Origin of the sequence: Corallococcus sp. CA054B, from assembly GCF_003611625.1 — a bacterium.
Lineage (GTDB): Bacteria > Myxococcota > Myxococcia > Myxococcales > Myxococcaceae > Corallococcus > Corallococcus coralloides.
Genome location: NZ_RAVY01000183.1, coordinates 1 through 19,250, shown reverse-complemented (window position 1 = coordinate 19,250; position 19,250 = coordinate 1). Strand labels below are relative to the sequence as shown.

General features: G+C 70.2%; 11 protein-coding genes and 1 pseudogene. 5 read left to right on the top strand and 7 right to left on the bottom strand.

The window, feature by feature from the left end; all coding sequences use genetic code 11:
* Positions 1-139 precede the first annotated feature (139 nt).
* Both uvrA and D7V80_RS32255 read left to right on the top strand, forming a co-directional pair.
* Positions 140-3,013: an excinuclease ABC subunit UvrA gene (gene uvrA, locus D7V80_RS32260; RefSeq protein WP_120591772.1), complete on the top strand. Its 2,874-nt coding sequence runs from the start codon at positions 140-142 to the stop codon at positions 3,011-3,013.
* A gap of 22 nt (positions 3,014-3,035) precedes the next feature.
* A complete protein-coding gene (locus D7V80_RS32255; RefSeq protein ID WP_120591771.1) occupies positions 3,036-4,484 on the top strand; it encodes a POT family MFS transporter in 1,449 nt (482 codons plus the stop codon).
* On the opposite strand, the gene D7V80_RS32250 is transcribed toward D7V80_RS32255, so the two are convergent.
* From D7V80_RS32250 to D7V80_RS32225, 6 genes are all read right to left on the bottom strand, one after another.
* Entirely contained in the window at positions 4,481-6,703 is a 2,223-nt protein-coding gene (locus tag D7V80_RS32250; protein WP_120591770.1) for an ATP-binding protein, read from the bottom strand. The genes D7V80_RS32255 and D7V80_RS32250 overlap by 4 nt on opposite strands.
* Before the next feature lie 16 nt (positions 6,704-6,719).
* Positions 6,720-7,886 carry an FIST signal transduction protein gene (locus D7V80_RS32245; RefSeq protein WP_120591769.1) on the bottom strand — a complete coding sequence of 389 codons (1,167 nt, stop codon included), beginning with the start codon at positions 7,884-7,886 and terminating at the stop codon, positions 6,720-6,722.
* 123 nt (positions 7,887-8,009) lie between these two features.
* The gene (locus tag D7V80_RS32240) at positions 8,010-9,398 is read right to left on the bottom strand and encodes a peptide MFS transporter (RefSeq protein WP_120591768.1); all 1,389 of its coding nucleotides are present in this window, start codon (positions 9,396-9,398) and stop codon (positions 8,010-8,012) included.
* Between the two features lie 172 nt (positions 9,399-9,570).
* Entirely contained in the window at positions 9,571-12,498 is a 2,928-nt protein-coding gene (locus D7V80_RS32235; RefSeq protein ID WP_120591767.1) for an ATP-binding protein, read from the bottom strand.
* Positions 12,495-13,280 carry a methyltransferase domain-containing protein gene (locus tag D7V80_RS32230; RefSeq protein ID WP_199738908.1) on the bottom strand — a complete coding sequence of 262 codons (786 nt, stop codon included), beginning with the start codon at positions 13,278-13,280 and terminating at the stop codon, positions 12,495-12,497. Before D7V80_RS32230 ends, D7V80_RS32235 begins: the two co-directional genes overlap by 4 nt.
* On the bottom strand, positions 13,280-15,724 hold the full coding sequence (locus D7V80_RS32225) for a PilZ domain-containing protein (RefSeq protein WP_120591766.1): 2,445 nt from the start codon (positions 15,722-15,724) through the stop codon (positions 13,280-13,282). The genes D7V80_RS32230 and D7V80_RS32225 overlap by 1 nt, the downstream gene beginning before the upstream one ends.
* A gap of 378 nt (positions 15,725-16,102) precedes the next feature.
* Between D7V80_RS32225 and nadA the strand changes: the two genes are divergently transcribed.
* On the top strand, positions 16,103-17,035 hold the full coding sequence (nadA, locus tag D7V80_RS32220) for a quinolinate synthase NadA (RefSeq protein WP_120591765.1): 933 nt from the start codon (positions 16,103-16,105) through the stop codon (positions 17,033-17,035).
* A gap of 91 nt (positions 17,036-17,126) precedes the next feature.
* Complete coding sequence (locus D7V80_RS32215) at positions 17,127-17,738, top strand: hypothetical protein (RefSeq protein ID WP_014398236.1); 612 nt, start codon at positions 17,127-17,129, stop codon at positions 17,736-17,738.
* A gap of 52 nt (positions 17,739-17,790) precedes the next feature.
* On the opposite strand, the gene D7V80_RS32210 is transcribed toward D7V80_RS32215, so the two are convergent.
* Positions 17,791-18,168: a metallothionein gene (locus D7V80_RS32210; RefSeq protein WP_120591764.1), complete on the bottom strand. Its 378-nt coding sequence runs from the start codon at positions 18,166-18,168 to the stop codon at positions 17,791-17,793.
* 182 nt (positions 18,169-18,350) lie between these two features.
* Between D7V80_RS32210 and D7V80_RS32205 the strand changes: the two are divergent.
* Positions 18,351-19,250 (top strand): annotated as a pseudogene (locus D7V80_RS32205) (hypothetical protein); the annotation flags it as partial.

Here is a 19,250-nt window from a genome sequence, read left to right as displayed (position 1 = left end):
GGGTGGGGCGCGCAGGACGGCCGGGTGCCCGTCTGGCTGTGGGGATGCGGGCGGCGTTCTGGGGTGTTTCCGCTGAACCCCTTCGGTCCTACGCCTTTGCGTGCACCGGAACACCCTTTCAGTGATAAAGCGCGCCCCCATGTCCGAGCCCGACGTCATTTCCATCCGTGGTGCCAGGGAGCACAACCTCAAGACCGTCTCCCTGGACATCCCGAAGAAGAAGCTCGTGGTGTTCACCGGCGTGTCGGGCTCCGGCAAGAGCTCGCTCGCCTTCGACACGCTCTACGCGGAAGGCCAGCGCCGCTACGTGGAGAGCCTGTCCTCCTACGCGCGCCAGTTCCTGGGGCAGATGGAGAAGCCCCGCTACGACACGCTGCGAGGCCTGTCGCCCACCATCTCCATCGAGCAGAAGGCGGCCAGCAACAACCCGCGCTCCACGGTGGGCACCGTCACGGAGGTGCACGACTACCTGCGCGTGCTCTATGCCTCCATCGGGGTGCAGCACTGCCCCAACTGCGGCCGCAAGGTGGGCAAGCAGAGCGCGCAGCAGATCGTCGATGAGATCATGAAGCTGCCCGCGGGCACCAAGCTCCAGGTGCTGGCGCCCATCGTCACCAACCGCAAGGGCGAGCACAAGGACTTGCTGGCCGAGGCGCAGAAGCGAGGCTTCTCCCGCGCGCGCGTGGACGGGAAGGTGCGCGAGCTGGAGGAGCGCATCGAGCTGGACAAGAAGTCCAAGCACGACATCGCGCTCATCATCGACCGTCTGGTGTTGAAGCCAGACCTGCGCACGCGCCTGACGGACTCCGTGGAGACCGCGCTGCGCGAGGGCAAGGGCACGCTCATCATCACGGATGAGAAGGGAAATCTCGCGTCCGACCGCGTGATGAGCGAGCTGAACGCGTGCCCCGCGTGCGGCCTGTCCTTCGGGGACCTGACGCCGGCGTCGTTCTCCTTCAACAACCCGCTGGGCATGTGCACGGACTGCAACGGCCTGGGCACCCGGCCGGAGATGGACGCGGACCTGCTGGTGCCGGACCAGTCGCGCAGCATCCGCGACGGCGCCATTGAACCGTGGGCCAGCGGCATGAACCGCGGCGAGGGCTGGACGGCGGACTTCGTGGAGAGCCTGGCCTCCGCGTTCAAGATTGATTTGGACGTCCCGTACGCGAAGCTGACCAAGCGGGAGAAGGACGTCCTGATGAACGGCGCGAAGGGCAAGTCCTTCACCGTGCAGTGGGGCGACAACGGCCAGTACGACATGGAGTGGGAGGGCCTGCTCGCCCGCACCATGCGCAACTTCAAGACGACGACGTCGGAGGCGCGCAAGGCGGAGCTGCAGAAGTACTTCAGCGACAAGCCCTGCCCGTCCTGCAAGGGCGAGCGCCTGCGTCCGGAGAGCCGCGCGGTGAAGGTGCACCAGCGCACGCTGGTGGACCTGAGCCGGATGACCATCACGGAGGCGCGGACGTTCCTGACGCAGATGGGCCTCTCCGCGCAGGAGGAGAAGATCGCCCAGGAGCTGCTCAAGGAGATCCGCAGCCGCCTGTCCTTCCTGGTGGACGTGGGCCTGGGCTACCTCACGCTGGACCGCACCGCGTCCACGCTGTCCGGCGGTGAGAGCCAGCGCATCCGGCTGGCGTCGCAGATGGGCAGCGAATTGACGGGCGTCATCTACATCCTGGATGAGCCCTCCATCGGCCTGCACCAGCGAGACAACGGCAAGCTGCTCACCACGCTCAAGCGCCTGCGGGACCTGGGCAACTCCGTCATCGTCGTGGAGCACGACGAGGAGACGATGGAGGAGGCGGACTACCTGGTGGACTTCGGCCCTGGCGCGGGCGAGCTGGGCGGGCAGGTGGTGTCCCAGGGCACGCCCAAGCAGGTGATGGCGGACGAGAAGAGCCTCACCGGCGCGTACCTGTCCGGCCGCCAGGAGATTGAGATCCCCGAGTCCCGCCGCCCGGTGAACCCGAAGCATCAGATCTCCATCGTGGGCGCGACGGAGAACAACCTGAAGAACGTGGACGCGGACATCCCGCTGGGCATCTTCACGGCGGTGACGGGCGTGTCCGGCGCGGGCAAGTCCACGCTGATCAACGAGATCCTGTATCCGGCCCTGGCGCGCGCGCTCTACGAGAGCCGCGAGCCCATGGGCAGGCACAAGTCCATCAAGGGCCTGGAGCACCTGGACAAGGTCATCGACATCGACCAGCGGCCCATCGGGCGCACGCCGCGCAGCAACCCGGCCACGTACACCAAGGTGTTCGACGCCATCCGTGAGGTGTTCGCGATGACGCCGGAGGCGCGCACCTTCGGCTACGGCCCGGGCCGCTTCAGCTTCAACATCAAGGGCGGCCGCTGCGAGGCGTGCGAGGGCGACGGCGTGAAGCTGGTGGAGATGCACTTCCTGGCGGACGTGTACGTCCCCTGCGAGGTCTGCAACGGCAAGCGCTTCAACGAGGCCACGCTGCGCGTGCGCTACAAGGGAAAGAACATCGCGGAGACGCTGGACCTGAGCGTCCGGGAGGCGGTGGACCACTTCGGCGCGCACAAGGACATCATGCGCGTGCTCACCACGCTCACCGACGTGGGCCTGGGCTACCTGCGGCTGGGCCAGCCCTCCCCCACCCTGTCCGGCGGCGAGGCGCAGCGCATCAAGCTCGCCCGTGAGCTGGCCCGGGTGGCCACCGGGCGCACGCTCTACATCCTGGACGAGCCCACCACGGGCCTGCACTTCGAGGACATCCGCAAGCTGTTGTCCGTGCTCAACCGGCTGGTGGAGGCGGGCAACAGCGTGCTCGTCATCGAGCACAATCTGGACGTCATCAAGAGCGCGGACTGGCTCATCGACCTGGGGCCGGAGGGCGGCTCGGGCGGCGGCAACATCCTGGCCACCGGCACGCCGGAGGACGTGGCGAAGGTGGAGGCCAGCCACACCGGGCGTTACCTCAAGCACGTGCTGGGCAAGGCGCGCCGGGCCCGCATTGGCAAGCGCGTGGACGCGGCCTGAGGGGGCCCGGTAGGGTGGGGGCATGGCCGAGACCTCGACCGCCCCCACCTCCCAGCGCTTCCCGCCTCAGATTCCCTACATCATCGGGAACGAGGCCTGTGAGCGCTTCAGCTTCTACGGGATGCGGAACATCCTCGTGGTGTTCTTCATCGACTACCTGCTGCGCACGCAGATGCCGGAGTCAGGGGCGCGGGAGGCCCACGCGAAGTACCTGATGCACCTGTTCATGGCGGGGGTGTACTTCTTCCCGCTCCTTGGCGGGTACCTGGCGGACCGCTTCTTCGGGAAGTTCCACACCATCTTCGTGCTGAGCCTCGTGTACTGCGCGGGGCACGCGTGCCTGGCGCTCTTCGAGGACAACGCCACGGGCTTCTACACGGGCCTGACGCTCATCGCGATTGGCTCCGGCGGCATCAAGCCGTGCGTGTCCGCGATGGTGGGCGACCAGTTCACGGAGACGAACAAGCACCTGGTGAAGAAGGTCTTCGCCATCTTCTACTGGACCATCAACTTCGGTTCGTTCTTCGCGTCGCTGTTCGTCCCCCTGCTGATGAAGAACTACGGGCCGTCGGTGGCCTTCGGCGTGCCGGGCATCCTGATGTTCCTGGCGACGGTCATCTTCTGGGCGGGCCGCAAGCACTACGTGCTGGTGCCGCCCACGGGCCCCAACCCGCACTCGTTCTTCAAGGTGCTGGGCAGCGCGTTCCGGGGCAAGGACGTGGCGGGCGGCACCTGGCTGGACAAGGCGAAGGCGGAGCACCCGGCGGAGGCGGTGGAGGGCGTCAAGGCGGTGTTCCGCGTGTCCGCGCTGATGCTGCCGTTCGTGCCCTTCTTCTGGATGCTGTTCGATCAGAAGGCGTCCACCTGGGTGGTGCAGGCGCGGTCCATGGACCCCAACGTGGGCGGCATCTTGTTCCAGCCCAGCCAGATGCAGTTCATCAACCCCATGCTGGTGATGCTGCTCATCCCCTTCCTGACGGCGGTGGTGTACCCGGCCTTCCAGCGGATGGGCTGGGAGCTGACGCCGCTGCGGCGCATGCCGCTGGGCCTGGTGATTGGCGCCGCGTCGTTCGTCATCGCGGGCTTCTTCCAGGTGGCCATGGAGGGCGGGACGACGCTGAACATCGCGTGGCAGCTCTTGCCGTACATCGTGCTGACGGTGGCGGAGATCCTCGTGTCCACCACGGGCCTGGAGTTCGCGTACACGCAGGCGCCCCGGGAGATGAAGGGCACCATCCAGAGCGTGTGGCTGGTGACGAACACGCTGGCGAACGTGGCGGTGGCCATCGCCGCGGCGCTCAACGTCTTCACGGGCTCCGCGCAGTTCTTCTTCTACGCGGCCCTGGCGGCCGTGGCCGGCGTGGGCATGGCGCTGGTGGCCCGCCGCTACGTGGTGCGCGACTACTACCAGACGGACGCGCAGGCCCCCATGGACGGCCGCAACCCGGGCGTCGAGCCGAAGCCGGCCTAGGGCCCCAGATGCACGGTCGGATCCGCCGAGTGTGACGCATGCGGCCCCCTGCGGGGCAGCTCCACCGTGAAGGTGGCCCCCTGCCCCGCCTCGCTTTCGACCCGGACCGAGCCGCCCAGCCGCTCCACCAGCTGGTTCACGATGTGGAGGCCCAGGCCCAGCCCCCCGTAGTGGCGCGACGACACCGCGCGCTCGAAGGCGCGGAAGATGCGCACGTGCCGCTCCGCCGGGATGCCAATGCCCTGATCCCGCACCTCCAGGCGGGCCATCACGGCGTCCCCCCCCACCCGCACCTCAATGGGCCTTCCTTCGCCGTACTTGATGGCGTTGGAGAGCAGGTTGGTGACGATCTGATCCAACCGCGACCGGTCCCACACGCCCGGCATCGCCGTGTCGGCGTGGACCTGGAGCCGGGTTCCCGACGTGGCCAGCTCCGGGACGAAGCGCGCCGCGACGTCCCGGACCAGCGCGGCCAGGTCCACCTCCTCGAACTCCAGCTCGAGCTTTCCGGCCTGGATGCGGGAGACGTCCAGCAGGGTGTTGACGAGCTTCGCCATCCGCTTCGCCTGACGCTCAATGACCTCCAGCGAGTGGGTCACCGCGTCCACCCGCGCGATTCCGAGCACTCCTGCCCGGGCCAGGCGCGTCAGGCCCTGCACCGACAGCTGGAGCGACGTGACCGGGGTCTTCAGCTCATGGGAGGCAATGGAGAGGAACTCATCCCGGAGGCCAATCGCCAGCTGGGCCTGTTGATAGAGGCGGGCGTTGTCCAGGGCCATCGCCGCGCGGCGGGCCAGCTCCTGCGCGAGCGCGAAGTCCGCCGGGCCATACCGGCCACCGCCCTCCATGCGGGCGAGCGTGAGCGCGCCGAGCGCGTGCTCCCGCGCGAGCAGCGGCACCGAGATCCAGGACTGGAACTCGACGACCTCGGACAGGCCCTGCCCGTCCCGCACGCACCCCAGTGACATGGAGGCGCACCCCTCCGGGCAGAACTCCGGTTCCCCCACGCGGAGCACCCTCCCCGGGCCATGCTCGGCATCCAGGTCGGGCAGCGCGCAGTGCATCCGCGCGGGCACGGTGGCGCGCAGCGCTTCGGAGCGGGCCTCGGTGATGCGCTGGAAGGAATATCCCCCGTTCAGCAGATCCACCGCGCACCAGTCGGCGAACCGCTGGACGGTCAGCGCGGCCACGCTGCGCAGCGCGTCCTCGGGGGCGAGCGAGCCGGTGAGCAGCCCGGACGCCTCCGCCAGGAGCGCGGACCGCCCCTCCTGCTCCTCCGCGCGGGCGCGCGCCTGTTGCTCCCGGTGGAAGATCTGATCGCGCTCGTGCTCGGCCCTGCGGTGCTCGGTGATGTCGATGCCGGTGCCGATGACGTACTCAATCGCTCCCGACTCACCTCGCAGGACGTTGCTGGACCAGGAGATGAGGCGGCGCTCGCCCCTGCGGGTCAGCCAGTGATGCTCGGACTGCTCGAACCCCAGCCCGGCCGCGAGCACGGCGAAGTTCGTCTCCACCCGCGCCGCTTCGTCCGGCGGCAAGAGCCGCATCCAGAAGTACGCGCCGCGCAGCTCCTCGAAGGAGTAGCCCGTCACCTCCTGGCACGCCCGGTTGAAGCGGATGATCCTTCCCTGGGGATCCAGGACGATGACCAGGGCGCGGGCCGTGTCCAGGACCGCCGAGCTGAAGTCCCGCTCACGCTGGAGCGCGCGCTCGCTGTCCAGGGTCCGCGCGAAGAGCTGCCGGTGGACGAGCGCGGTGCGGAGCACGCCGCCGAGCCGCTCCACCATGCCCCGGTACTGCCGCGGCAGATTCGGCTCGCGGTCGAAGTACAGCAGCAGCAGGCTGGAGGGAGCCCCGGCGTCGTCGATGGGCACGGACCACCGCACGAGCCCCGGCGAGTCCAGCTCCGGGTAGGGCAGGTCGACCCAGAGGGGCGCTGGCAGTCCCGGGCGCGGGGGCAGCCCCGGAATCGGGAGCTGGCGGGAGGCCGAGGACAGTCCGCTCGCGCCCAGAAGCCCCACCTGTCCCCGCGCATCCGGCTGGAGCCAGAGCGCGACCGCGCACCCCAGCCGCTCCGCGACGCGGTCCAGGAAGTCGTCGGCGGGCTTGCAGGGATTGAGCAGATCCAGCGCCGCGACGGTGAGCTCCTGGAGCACGCTCAAGAGCGCGAGCCGCTCCTCGGTGAGCTTGTGGTCCCCGCCCGCGCCGTGGTCCGCCATGCGCCACCTCTCTCCCTCATCCAGGCAGGGCGACCACCACCGCTGTCTTGTTGTGGAACTGGGGGACCCCGCCTCCCATGGCCCCCACCTCGCCCAAGGTCAGACAGCCCACGACCGGGACGCCCTCTCCGAGCGCCTCCTGGAACCGGGAGAGCTCGTCCCGGACGCCCTCCCCCAGGACGAGGTACCGGGAGACGCAATCGAACACCACCGCGCCGCCCAACGCGCCAGGGGTTGCTTCCCGGGCCAGGGTGGCGGCACCGGCCGCGGCGTCGAGCAGATCCGTGCGCTTGCCCTCCATCACGCGGACCAGGGACCCGTCCGGGACCTCGGCGATGAAGCGCACCGAGCCGTCGGGTTCGACGGCCAGGGGGTCGCGGATCACGAACTCGCCGTTGGCCTGGGGAATCCCCAGCGGGTGGGTCATCGCGAAGCGAGGGAAGCTGCGCACGTCCAGGGCGTCACCCCGGCTCTCGGCCGTGTGCCGGTAGACCTCGAAGGCACGCTCGTAGTCGAGTTCGACGGCGGTCGAGCCCCGGACCTTCGTGACCTGCGAGGGCGGACCATACGGATACCAGCCGTGCTGGATGCCCACGCCCAGGGGCTCCAGGGCATCGAACGCAATCACCACCACCTGGTCCTGGTAGGCATGCCCCTTGGTGAACTGGGCCGTCTTCACGAACCGGACGTTGTTGCCCGCGCCGCCCCCCGCCCAACGGATGCCCGCGCCCGCCTCCTGTTGGGCCCCGCGCACGACCTCCGTCGAGTTGCCGCTCAGCGCGTCCGGCAGGACGAACAGCGTCCGCCGGTATCCGGGCGGCTTGGGAGGCAGCTTGCTCACGGCCTCGGCCACCGCCGCGCGGCCGGCGGCTCTCGGGCTCACGCTGACTGGACCGCCCATTCCCACGCCGACGCGGAAGTCATCGCCGTTGAAGAGCGCGATGATCAGGCCCTGGAGCAAGAGCTCCGTGCCCGCGAAGACGCCCGCCGCGCAGCACCCGGCCCAGGGGATGTCCCCGAGCTCCGCTCCGACCGCGGACGCCAGTGCCGACGCGTCGTACTGGTCCGTGCACAGCACGAGCGCGAACGTGGGGGCGTCCGCGCCTCGCAGCGCCTCCTGGCTCGCCTCCCGCGCGGCGGCGGTGCAATCCGCCGAGCGGCTCTTTCCAATCTGGATCCGCATGGGCTCCTTGAATCGATACCCACGCGGGAGCGGGCGTGCAGGGTCCCCGCGGCGCACGAAAAACGCCGGAGCACCCTGGGGGCGCTCCGGCGTTCGTGTTTCAGCAAGGCTGCCCTACCTGGCTCAGGTGGCCGGGTGGACGGTGCCTCCCTGGTGCGCGGGCGTCGGCGCGGGCGTCACTTCGTCCGTGCCGTGCATCATCCGCTTCAGCATGGGGGCGAGGAACAGCAGGATGACGCCCGACAGGCCCGCGCCGATGACGATGGTGAGGAACACGCTGAACTCGCCCATCTTCTCCGAGTAGCCGCCCAGCACGCCGGACAGCTTGTTGGCCACCGCGTTCGCCAGGAACCACACGCCCATCATCGCGGAGACGACGCGCTGGGGCGCCACCTTGCTCACCATGGACAGGCCCACCGGAGACAGGCACAGCTCGCCCATGGTGTGGAAGAGGTACGCCATGATGACCCACCACGCCGCCGCCTTGCCGTCCGTCGCGCTCTCCTTGGAGGCGCCCAGCATGAAGGCGAAGCCCACCGCCAGGAAGATGAGCCCCAGGGACATCTTCACCGGGATGCTCAGGTCCTTGCCCTTCGCCGCCAGCGAGCTCCACACCGCCGCGAAGATGGGCGCCAGCGTCACGATGAAGACGGAGTTGAAGTTCTGGAACCAGGTGGTGGGCACCTCCCAGCCGAACATGGAGCGGTCCACCTTCTGGTCCGTGTAGAGGTTCATCAGGCCGCCGGCCTGCTCGAAGCCCGTCCAGAACGCGACCACGAACAGCGCGATGATGAAGATGACGATGATGCGGTCCCACTCCTGGCGGCTGAAGGCGTGCTGCTTGCCGTCCGGCGTCGTCTTCTGCGCCTCGGTGGGGCGCGGCGCGGGCGCGAGGCCCACGTTGCCCAGGAACTTGTGCGCCAGCGCCATGAAGATGACCAGGCCCAGCGTCATGCCCACGCCGGCGGAGCCGAAGCCCCAGTGCCAGCCCACGCGCTCACCCAGCGTGCCGCAGATGAAGTTGCCCAGCACCGCGCCCAGGTTGATGCCCATGTAGAAGATGGTGAAGGCGCCGTCGCGGCGGCCGTCACCCGCGGGGTACAGCCCGCCCACCATGGTGGAGATGTTGGGCTTGAAGAAGCCGTTGCCGATGATGAGGAAGCCCAGGCCCGCGTAGAAGATGGAGATGCCTGGGAGCGCTAGCAGCAGGTGGCCAATCACCATCAACGCGCCGCCCAGCACCACCGCCTTGCGCTGTCCGATGTAGCGGTCCGCGATGTAGCCGCCAAGGATCGGCGTCAGGTACACGAGTCCCGTGTACGTCCCGTAGAGGCTCAGTGCTTCCGCCGTGGACCAGCCAAAGCCACCCCGCACCTTGTCGGTGAGGAAGAGCACCAGCAGGCCGCGCATGCCGTAATAGGACATGCGCTCCCACATCTCGGTGGCGAACAACAAATACAGGCCCGGGGGATGCCCCTTGCGGGCCTCGCCCGCGGCGACGGTGCTTTGCATGCCGTGAGTTCCTCGAACGGATTCTTGGGAGGGGGAACGAAAAGTCGCGCGACTGTAACAGGAGTCCCGCCCCCGGCGAGGACAGAGGACACCCTGCGTCCGTGGGAATTCCCGCCCCCTGCGCGAGCAGCCCTTCGGGCCCCCGCGCCCCGCCCGTTCGTGGCCGGGCGCGTCAGCCGATGCGCCGCGGCCACCGCCCGCGACTCGCACCCGTGGTGGGGGTGGAGGCCAGGGGCTCCGCGTGCGCGGGGCGCATGGGCAGCCGGACCTCCACGCGCGTGCCCTTCCCCATCTGGCTGGTGATGTGGATGCGGCCGCCGTGCTGCAGGACGATGCGCCGGCTGAGCGCCAGGCCCAGGCCCGTGCCTTCACCGGCCGCGCGGGTGGAGAAGAAGGGCTGGAAGAGCCGCTCCAGGTCCTCCGGGCGGATGCCCACGCCGGTGTCCTGGATGGTGACGAGCGCCTCGTCGCCCTGCTGGGCCGTCTCCACCAGCACGCGGCCGGCGTCGCCCACCGCGCGCACGGCGTTGTCCAGCAGGTTGAGCCACACCTGGTTGAGGGTGCCCGGGTCGCCCCAGATGGGCTCCGCGCACTGGTAGGCGCGCTCCACCACGACGCCCGGCGGGATGCGCCAGCCCAGCACGTTGAGCGTGGAGTCGAGCGCCGCCTCCAGCCGCACCGCCACCGGCTTCTCCGCCGTGCGCACGAAGGACAAGAGCGACTCCGCCAGGTGGCGGATGCGCTGGCCGCACTCCTCCATCACCTCCAGCATCGCGGGCCCCAGGTCGGGGTCGCCGCCCGTCTGCTTCCCCTGGACGACCTCCTTCAACGGGATGAGCGCGTTCATCAGCCCGTTGAGGGGGTTTCGCACCTCGTGTGCGAAGCCGGAGGTGAGCAGGCCGATGGCCGCCAGCCGCTCGTTCTCCGCCGCGCGCACGGCCGCCTCGCGCAGGCGCAGCTGCGTCTCCACGCGCGCCAGGAGCTCGCGCGGGCTGAAGGGCTTGCCCAGGTAGTCATTGGCGCCCGCGCCCAGGGCCTCCACCTTGGCGGCCACCTCCTGGCGCGCGGTGAGCAGGATGACGGGCATGTCCACCGTCTGCGCATGGGCGCGCAGCTGCACCAGGAGGTTGAGGCCGGACTGCACCGGCATCATCACGTCGGACACCACCAGGTCCGGCCGCTCCTCCATCGCGCGGCGCACGCCCTCTTCGCCGTTGGCGGCCTCCATCACCCGGTAGCTGGGCGCGAGGATGTCCGCGATGAAGGCGCGGATCTCCGCGTCGTCCTCCACCACCAGGATGCGAGGGGCCTTCGCGTCCGCGCGCGTGTGGTCCTGCGGCTCTGTGGGGCGCTGGGCCCCGGCGACGGTGGCGGCCAGCACGGTGGCGAAGCGGCCGGAGCTGCGGCGCTCGCGGCGCGTGGGCAGGTCCGTGGCGCGGCGCTCGCGCAGGTCCTCGCGCAGGTGCTGGGTGCCCTTGGGCAGCCGCACGCGGAAGCTGGAGCCCTGTCCCGGCGTGCTCGACACCTCGATGCCGCCCGAGTGCAGCGCCAGCGTCTCCTTCACCAGCGCCAGTCCGATGCCGCTGCCCCCGAAGCGCCGCGTGCCCGTCGTGTCCGCCTGGGCGAAGCGGTCGAAGATGACGGCCAGGTCCGCGGGCGCCATGCCCTGCCCGCTGTCCACCACCTCCACGTGCACGTCCGTGTCGTCCTCGCGCAGCCGCACCGCGATGCTGCCGCCGGCCGGAGTGAACTTGAGCGCGTTGGAGACCAGGTTGTGGAACACGCCTTCAATCCGCTCCGCGTCCGCGTGCACCGTCGACACCGGCCCGCCCTCCAGCGTGAGGGTGAGGCCCTGCTTCTCCGCCACGGTGCGGAAGGGCAACAGCTGCGAGGACAGGAACGCGTGCAGCTCCAGCGGCTGGTAGCGCAGCCGCACCTTGCCCGCCTCCAGCTGCGCCAGGTTGAGCAGGTTGTCGATGAGCCTGAGCAGCCGCTGCGTGCTCCGGTCCAGCGTCACCAGGTGTTGCCGCAGCACCGTGGGCAGGGACTCCGGCTCCTTCTGGAGCGCGTCCAGCGACAGCAGGATGAGCGTGAGCGGCGTGCGCAGCTCATGGCTCACGTTGTCGAAGAACTCCGTCTTCAGCCGGTCCTGCTCGCGCTGCTTGACGAGCGCCGCCTCCAGCTTCTCGTTGGCTTCGGACAGCTCACGCGTGCGCGCGACGACGCGGTCCTCCAGCGTCACCTTGCTGCCAAACACCTCGTCGTAGCGCTGCTGCAGCTCCCGCAGCGAGCCCATGTTCGCCTGGGCCTGCGCCGCGAGCAGCTCGTCCTTGCGCTTGAGCTCGCGCCACCGGTCCAGCCAGCCGCCCAGCGCGAAGCCGCCCATGCCCAGCGACGCCACGGAGAAGAGCGCGTCCCCCCAGCCCAGGTGCGTGGCCAGAAGCCCGCTCACCATGCCCAGCAGCAGGCCCAGGTAGTGGCCCCAGAGGGTGGGGGGATCCGTCCAGGTGAGGTGGTAGCGACACGCATGGCCGCCCAGCGCCTGGCACTCCGTCTCCCGCACCTCCGCGGGTGCCAGGCCCCAGATGGTGGGGAAGGACGCGAACTGGCCCATGCGCAGCTCGCAGATGTTGCGGTTCTGCTCCGGGATGCTGCTGCGGTAGGACAGCTTGAGCCGCTTGTGCTCCAGCAGGTCCACCGTGAACGCCCCCACCCGGTTGTAGCTGGGGGAGAAGTCGATGGTCTGCTTGTAGCAGGCCTTGGGCGAGCCGAAGGCGCGCAGCATGTAGAAGACGAAGCCCAGCGCCTGCGGCGACGCGGTGAAGAGGCCCGCCTCGCGCATGAAGCGCGAGTCGCCGGAGTCCTCGCGCAGCGCCGCCGCCACGCGCTCCAGGAAGCGCAGCGAGACGTAGTTGGTGGGCTGGCGCATGTAGTCCAGCCCCAGGCTGAACCCGTGATCGCGCCACACCCGGGCCAGCCGCTCCGCGCCATAGCGGTGCTCGAAGAAGAGCAGCAGCGTGGACGTGGCGCGGACGCTCACCTCGGGGGCGTTGTCCGCGGACACGTCCTGCACCTTCACCGCCGGCAGGCGTTGGGTCACGGTTTCGTTCCTTCGGTGACCAGCGTCACCGCGTACTTCAGTCCCTCCGGGTCCTCGAGCATGGCCAGGAAGTCGGCGCAGTGCGCCTGGTAGGCCTCGAGCCCGCCGAGAACGGCCACGCCCACCGGCGCCAATGCCTCGAAGCGCGTCTTCCAGTCGCGCACGAGCCGCGCCTCCGCGGCGCCCGGGGAGAGATAGAAGGGCATCAGGTGCACCCGCACGTCCTTGAGCCCCGCGCGGCGGAACTCAGAATACAGCTTGCGGCCCACGTACAGGTCGAACCCGCGCGCCGCCAGCGCCTCCACGATGCGCTGGGTGCCCACGCGCAGGTGCTCCGGGAAGGGCCAGTTCTGGAAGCCCAGCCCGTCAATGTCGGACACCACCACCCGCCCCCCGGGCCGCGTCACGCGGATGAGCTCCGCGAGCGCCACGTCCCGGTCCGGCAGGTACTCGAAGACGTACTGGCTCCACGCGTAATCGAACGCGTCCGAGGGCAGGCCCGTGGAGCGCACGTCCCCCTGGAGGAACGTCAGGTTCGGGCGGTGGGCATTGCGCGTCCGCGCCTCCGCGAGGCGGCCCTCGTGCAGCTCCACGCCGGTGACGTGGCCGCCCTCCCCCACCCGCTCCGCCATCAGCTCCGCGATGCCGCCGGGACCGCAGCCGGCATCCAGCGCGCGGTCCCCCGGCTTGAGGCCCGTGCGGAGGAGGACGTCGCGCGTGTCCTGGGACTGCTCCTGCTCCAGGAGACGGCGGGACTCTTCTTCGGATTCCATGAGGTACATCAGCGCGCCTCCTGCTTCTGGACGAACGCCGCGGCCTGGGCAGCGGCCCGGTGCTTCAAGCGCCGCATGGGCATCTGCCGCTCGAAGAGCGAGCGCCAGGCCTCGCACCAGCGGCGCACCATGGAGCGGTGGAAGGTCCACTCGGAGAAGAGGCCCTGGTCCACGAAGCCCCAGGCGCCCAGCACCGGCACGTCCAGCGCGTCCACCATGCCCAGCGCCGAACCGCGGCCCCGCTCGCGCGCGTGCGCCATGCACCGCAGCGTCAGCGCCGCCACCGCGTCCTTCGCGCGAGGGTGCTTCCGGTCCGCCACCACCAGGTTGAAGCCGTTGGTGACTTCAATGAGGCTCAGGCCCGGCGTGGCCTCGTCCTGGAGCGCCAGCGCGATGAGGCCCTCGTCCCCCTCCACCACGAACATCCGCCGCTCGCGGTGCAGCCCCGCCGCCCGGAAGCGCGCGCCCAGGACGGACTCGGGGCCGCGGTCCGCGCCCAGGTCCTCGCTGAGCAGGCGCACCATCTCCCCCCGGCGGCGCAGGTAGGACTCCAGCCACTGGCGGTCCTCCGGGCGCGCCTCGCGCACGGCCGGCAGCGCCCCCGCGTCCACGGTGGGCATCTGGGACAGGTCCGCGCGCAGGTAGTGGAACTGGCGCAGGTGGCACAGCCCCTGTCCTTCCAGCACGCGCGCCAGCCACGAGCCCAGCCGGTGCGGCCACCGGTTGTCGGTGCGCCACATGTAGCGGATGAACTCCACGTCCTCCATCGCCTCGCCCACCTCCACCGCGAGCGACGTGAGCTCGCTGGAGATCTGCTCGCTGCGCCGGAAGCTCGGCATCACCGCCAGGTGCTGCACCAGCCACGTGCCGGAGTACATGCGCAGGCCGTTGACGTGCCCCAAGAGCCGGCTCGCATCCGTGAAGACGAGCGAGCGCCCCAGCTCGCGCGCGCGGCCCAGCCGCTCGTACGTCGCCTCCAGCACGGGCAGGACGCGGGACTCCTCGCCGAAGGGGTGGTCCGGGTGGAAGGTGTAGCGGGCGTCCGCCATCATCCGCCAGACGTCCGGGAAGCGGAACACCGCGGCGTCGCGGACCTGGGGGGCTCTGGCGGACACGAACGCGTCCACGATGGCGTCGCGCACCGCGCGCGGCATGTCCAGGATGCGCACGCCGCAGCGGTAGGGCCGCAGGCGCTGATCATGCCGGGACTCGAAGGGCACGACGTCCACCGAGCGCACCTCCACGCGGCACGACGCCTCCGAGCCGTCCGGCAAGAGCAGCGAGGTGTCCAGCAGCGAGCCCACCGGCAGCACCTCGCACGACGCGTCGATGGGGAAGGCGAACCCGCCCGCGCCCAGGTCCAGCACCGCGCGGGTGATGCGCTGGCCGCTGAACGGCGAGGTGAAGCGCACGAGGAAGCGGTGCTGCGCGCTGGGGCGGAAGCGCTGCTGGCCGCGCCGGTTCTCCACCGCGAGCGAGCGGGGCATCCCCAGCACCACGCCGTCATGCCCCACGTGGAGCATGCTGGTGACGCCGCGGTAGCGCTGGCCGCCCATCTCGAAGGAGAGGTGGACCACCTCTCCCACGCTCGTGGGCAGCACCGGGGACACCTGCCCGCGCAAGAGGCCCCGCTCGTCGGAAGGCTCCACCGTGGCGGACTCCAGGAGGAAGTGCGCCGTCTGGCTGTCCGCCGGATGCAGCCACACGGGCAGTTCGCGCCGGAGCGCCTTGCGCAGCGCGGCCTGCACCGCCACCGCGTCCCGCAGCGTGCGCGGCGGCGCGGCGGTGGACTCGTCGTGCGCGAGCCGCCAGGAGATTCCCACGCGCAGGAACGCGTGCGTCCCCTGCTGGACGGGGCTGGCGTGGCGCACGTAGGCGCGGGCCACGTGCAGCACGGGCCGGCCGTCGCGCAGCATGGTCAGCGAGTCCAGGGGCGTGCCCGGCAGGAAGGCCGCCAGCGACGCGTCCATGGGCACCTGGAGCGCGGCGCCGAAGTGGCCCAGGTCCTGGCACTCGGCGCTGAAGGCCTGGCCGCGCAGGAGGAAGTCCACGCGCATTCCGGCATCCAGCGACACGCGCGTGGAGGCGCGCAGCTGGAGGATGTCGCGCAGGCGCGTCTTCAATTCACCTTCGGTCAGCGCGTCATCCACCGTGCTGAAGACGTGCCCCTCCGCGGCCGTCTCCACCAGCTCCTCCAGCCCGTGCTGATCCGACCGGGCGCAGACGAACACGCAGACGGCCTCCGGCGCCGCGCGGTCCACGTGGCGCAGGAAGCGGCGCGCGTTGTCCGCGGGCGCGATGATCAACGTGGGCGCGGTCGCCTCCATGCGCCGCGTGGCTTCCAGTTGTGAGCCCACCACTGAGACCCGGTGCGTGTTCAACGCGGACCTCAGCGCGTTGCGACGCATCTCATTGGGGTGGACGATGAGGACTTCGTGAGTCGGCACACTCATGGATTTCCCCCGACGCGCAAGAGCCACTCCGGCGCCCGTGCATGGCGCCATTCCCGTCGACGCGGGGCTCGCACGCGCCCCGTTCCCGCCATCCGCATGTCTTGAGTGTCCGAGCCAGGTGCTCTCTCTGTTGCCAGCGGGCCCGCGCTGAGACGCCTTCCCGGTGAGCCGCCGGCGAACAACCACCGCGTACTTTACCTGCTCCTATGGATTAGGTGATGTACGCGGGGGTGAGAGGACTTTTCGGAATAGGTTAAAGACGCGCAGTCGCCTGGGACCCCTTGGTGGGTAGGGACGCACGCACGGGGGCCGGCGGAGAGCTCTGGCCCCGGGCCGCGAACGCCGTTACAGAATGCGCGGGCGACGAGGAGGCCCCCCATGGGCGAGACGGTGGATTACGAGGGCGGAATCCGGGAGCTGAAGCGCTCCATGAACGCGGTCATCCTGGCGCACTACTACCAGGAGAGCGAAGTGCAGGACGTGGCCGACTTCGTCGGTGACAGCCTGGCGCTCGCGCAGGCGGCGGCGCGGACGGAGGCGGACGTCATCGTCTTCTGTGGTGTGCACTTCATGGCGGAGACCGCCAAGATTCTGAATCCCAGCCGACAAGTGCTGCTTCCGGACCTCAAGGCCGGCTGCTCGCTGTCGGACCGGTGCCCGCCCGCGGCCTTCAAGGCGTTCAAGGACAAACACCCGGACGCCTTCGTGGTGTCGTACGTGAACAGCTCCGCCGCGGTGAAGGCGATGAGCGACGTCATCTGCACGTCGTCCAACGCCGTGCGCATCGTGAACCAGATTCCGAAGGACCGCCCCATCCTCTTCGCGCCGGACCAACACCTGGGCCGTCACGTGATGAAGCAGACGGGCCGCGACATGGTGCTGTGGCCGGGCAGCTGCATCGTCCATGAAATCTTCAGCGAGAAGAAGCTCGTGGGGCTGAAGGTGGAGCATCCGGACGCGGAGGTGGTGGCCCACCCGGAGTGCGAGCAGCAGGTCTTGCGGCACGCGGACTTCATCGGCTCCACCAAGGCCATCCTGGACTACGTGGTGAAGAGCCCGAAGAAGAAGTTCATCGTGGTGACGGAGGCCGGCATCCTCCACCAGATGAAGAAGGCCGCGCCGGACAAGACGTACATCCCGGCGCCGCCGGACAACGGGTGCGCGTGCAACGAGTGCCCGTACATGCGCCTCAACACGCTGGAGAAGCTCTACCGCTGCATGAAGGACAGGACGCCGGAGCTGGTGCTGCCGGCGGACCTGCAGCACGCGGCGCTCGCCCCCCTGCGGCGGATGCTGGAGTGGTCCGCCTGAGGGAAACGGGGACTGGGGGGACTGTCGCCCGCGTCCCACGTTTGGCAACTCGCGTCTTGCGGATGGCGGGCCCAAGTGCCATGGAAGGGACGTGGCCTTCCGATTTCTCGCACTTCCCGCCCACCGGCTGGTGGACTTCCCCAAGACCCTGCCGGACGAAGAGCGCCTCGAGCCGGACCTGCCTCCGGTGCACGAGGCCGTGGAGCGCGCCCTCGCGGGCGCCGAGTTCCGCGACCTGAAAGCCCGCGACCGCCTGCGCGCCCTGCTCCAGGGGGACCGTCCCCCCGCCCTGGGCTCACCCGGCAAGGGCTTTGGCGCCAGCGCCATCTTCGCCCAGCCGCCCCAGGACCTGCCGGCGCTGCTGCGTCTGGCGGATGAGCTGGAGCACCTGGCCCGCCGGGAGGCCGGCGAGCGCGCGCTGGTGTGGAAGTGCGGCCAGTGCAGTGCCCGCTACGCGGTGCCGGTGGCCCTGGTGCGCCAGGTGTCCATCCGCTGCGAGCGCTGCGGCAACCCGGTGCAGCTGTCCTCGCAGGAGAGCCTGGGCGAGGAGGCCCTCATCGACCCGTTCCAGGGCGCGGTGAACAGCAGCCGGCACCAGCTGGCGGCCTTCTTCCGCGAGGCCATGGCGCGCGGCTGGCCGGTGCTCGTGGCCGAGGGCGGAACCCCTGCCCCACGCGGGCGGCCTTCCAGCCCGGCGGCCTGAGCCACCTCGCCGGTGTTCCCACGGGGGCCCTTTCACGGGCCCCCTTTTCGTTTCAGATGAAGATGCCGGCGGAGGCGTCGTTGCGCGCCTCCTGGAGCTCCTGCGTGGCGGGACGGCCGCGCAGCGCATCCATCACCTGGCGCGGCGCATGGCGGCCCGAGCACTTGGAGCACTCGCACTTGCCGCGCTTGCAGGTGCAGTCCGCCTTGCTGCCGCAGGAGCACTTCGCCGTCAGCAGCTGATCCAGCTCCTCCAGGGGGCGCGGCGCGTCGTCCTTGCTGGCTTCCGGCGCGGGCGTCTGGGGTGCGGTGCCCGTCTTGGAGGCAGCGGCCGCCTTCGCATGGGCCTCGCAGGCGTGGGCGCTGGCGGGCAGAAGCCAGAGGCCGCCCAGCAGCAAACCCGCGGTCATCAACGTCGCGCTGCGTGCCATGTCCGTTCTCCTTGGCGAAGGCCCCGGGAAGGCTGGGGGGAGGCACCCGCCGTCCCGGCCTATAGCCCAGGGCATTCCCCCTGCCAAGGCATTCGCACGTACCTTTGCCTACCCTTCAACGGAGCCCACGGTGCGCTCGCCCGGCGCGGGGGCGCGCGCGTACAGTCCGCGCCCTCCTGCCCGTGACGAACCGAACTGCTCGCATCGCCTTTGTCGCCGCGCTCGTCCTGGGGGCGCTCCCGCTCTGGGTGTCGCGCCTGCTGCCCATGGTGGACCTGCCGCAGCACCTGTACCTCATCTCGGTGCTGCACCGGCTGGACGACCCGACGACGCTCTATCCCACGCTGTTCGCGGCGCGGCACGAGCTGACGCCGTACCTGGGCTACTACTACCTCGTCAGCGCGCTCAACTGGCTGTTGCCGCTGGAGCTGGCCAACCGCGTCTTCCTCACCGCGTACGTGGTGGGGATGCCGCTGGGCATGGCCTTCCTCTTGCGCAGCCTGGGCCGGCCGTCGTGGCCCGCGCTGCTCACGCTGCCGCTCGCGTACGGGGACAGCTTCGGCTGGGGCTTCATCAACTACCTGGCGGCCCTGCCGCTGACGCTCGTGTGCTGCGGCCTCTTCGTGCGGACGCTGACGGACGCGCCGCGCCGGTCGCGCTGGGGCGTGGGGCTGGCGGTGTGCCTGGTGGCGGTGCTGCTCTTCCACGTGCAGGCCTTCGGCTTCCTGGCGTTCGGGCTGCCGTGGCTGCTCTGCACCACGCCGGTGCCGGAGGACGCGGCGGCGAAAGGCATCGTGGCCCGGCTGCGGCCGCGCGTGCCGGCGCTCCTGGGCGTGGTGCCCGGCGTGGCGCTGTTCCTGTCGTGGGTGGTGCTGCGGTTCGGCAACCCGCCGGACATCCAGCCGGGCGCGCCGTGGAAGGCGTGGGGGCCCACGTTCTCGCCGCAGAACCTGGCGTGGAAGGGCTTCGAGCAGAACCGCGCGGAGTTCTTCCAGGTGCTCGCCAACACGTTCCACGACGGCTCGGACCGCTGGCCGCTGTATGCCGTAGGCGCGGTGGCGGTGGGGGGCTGGGTGGTGGGG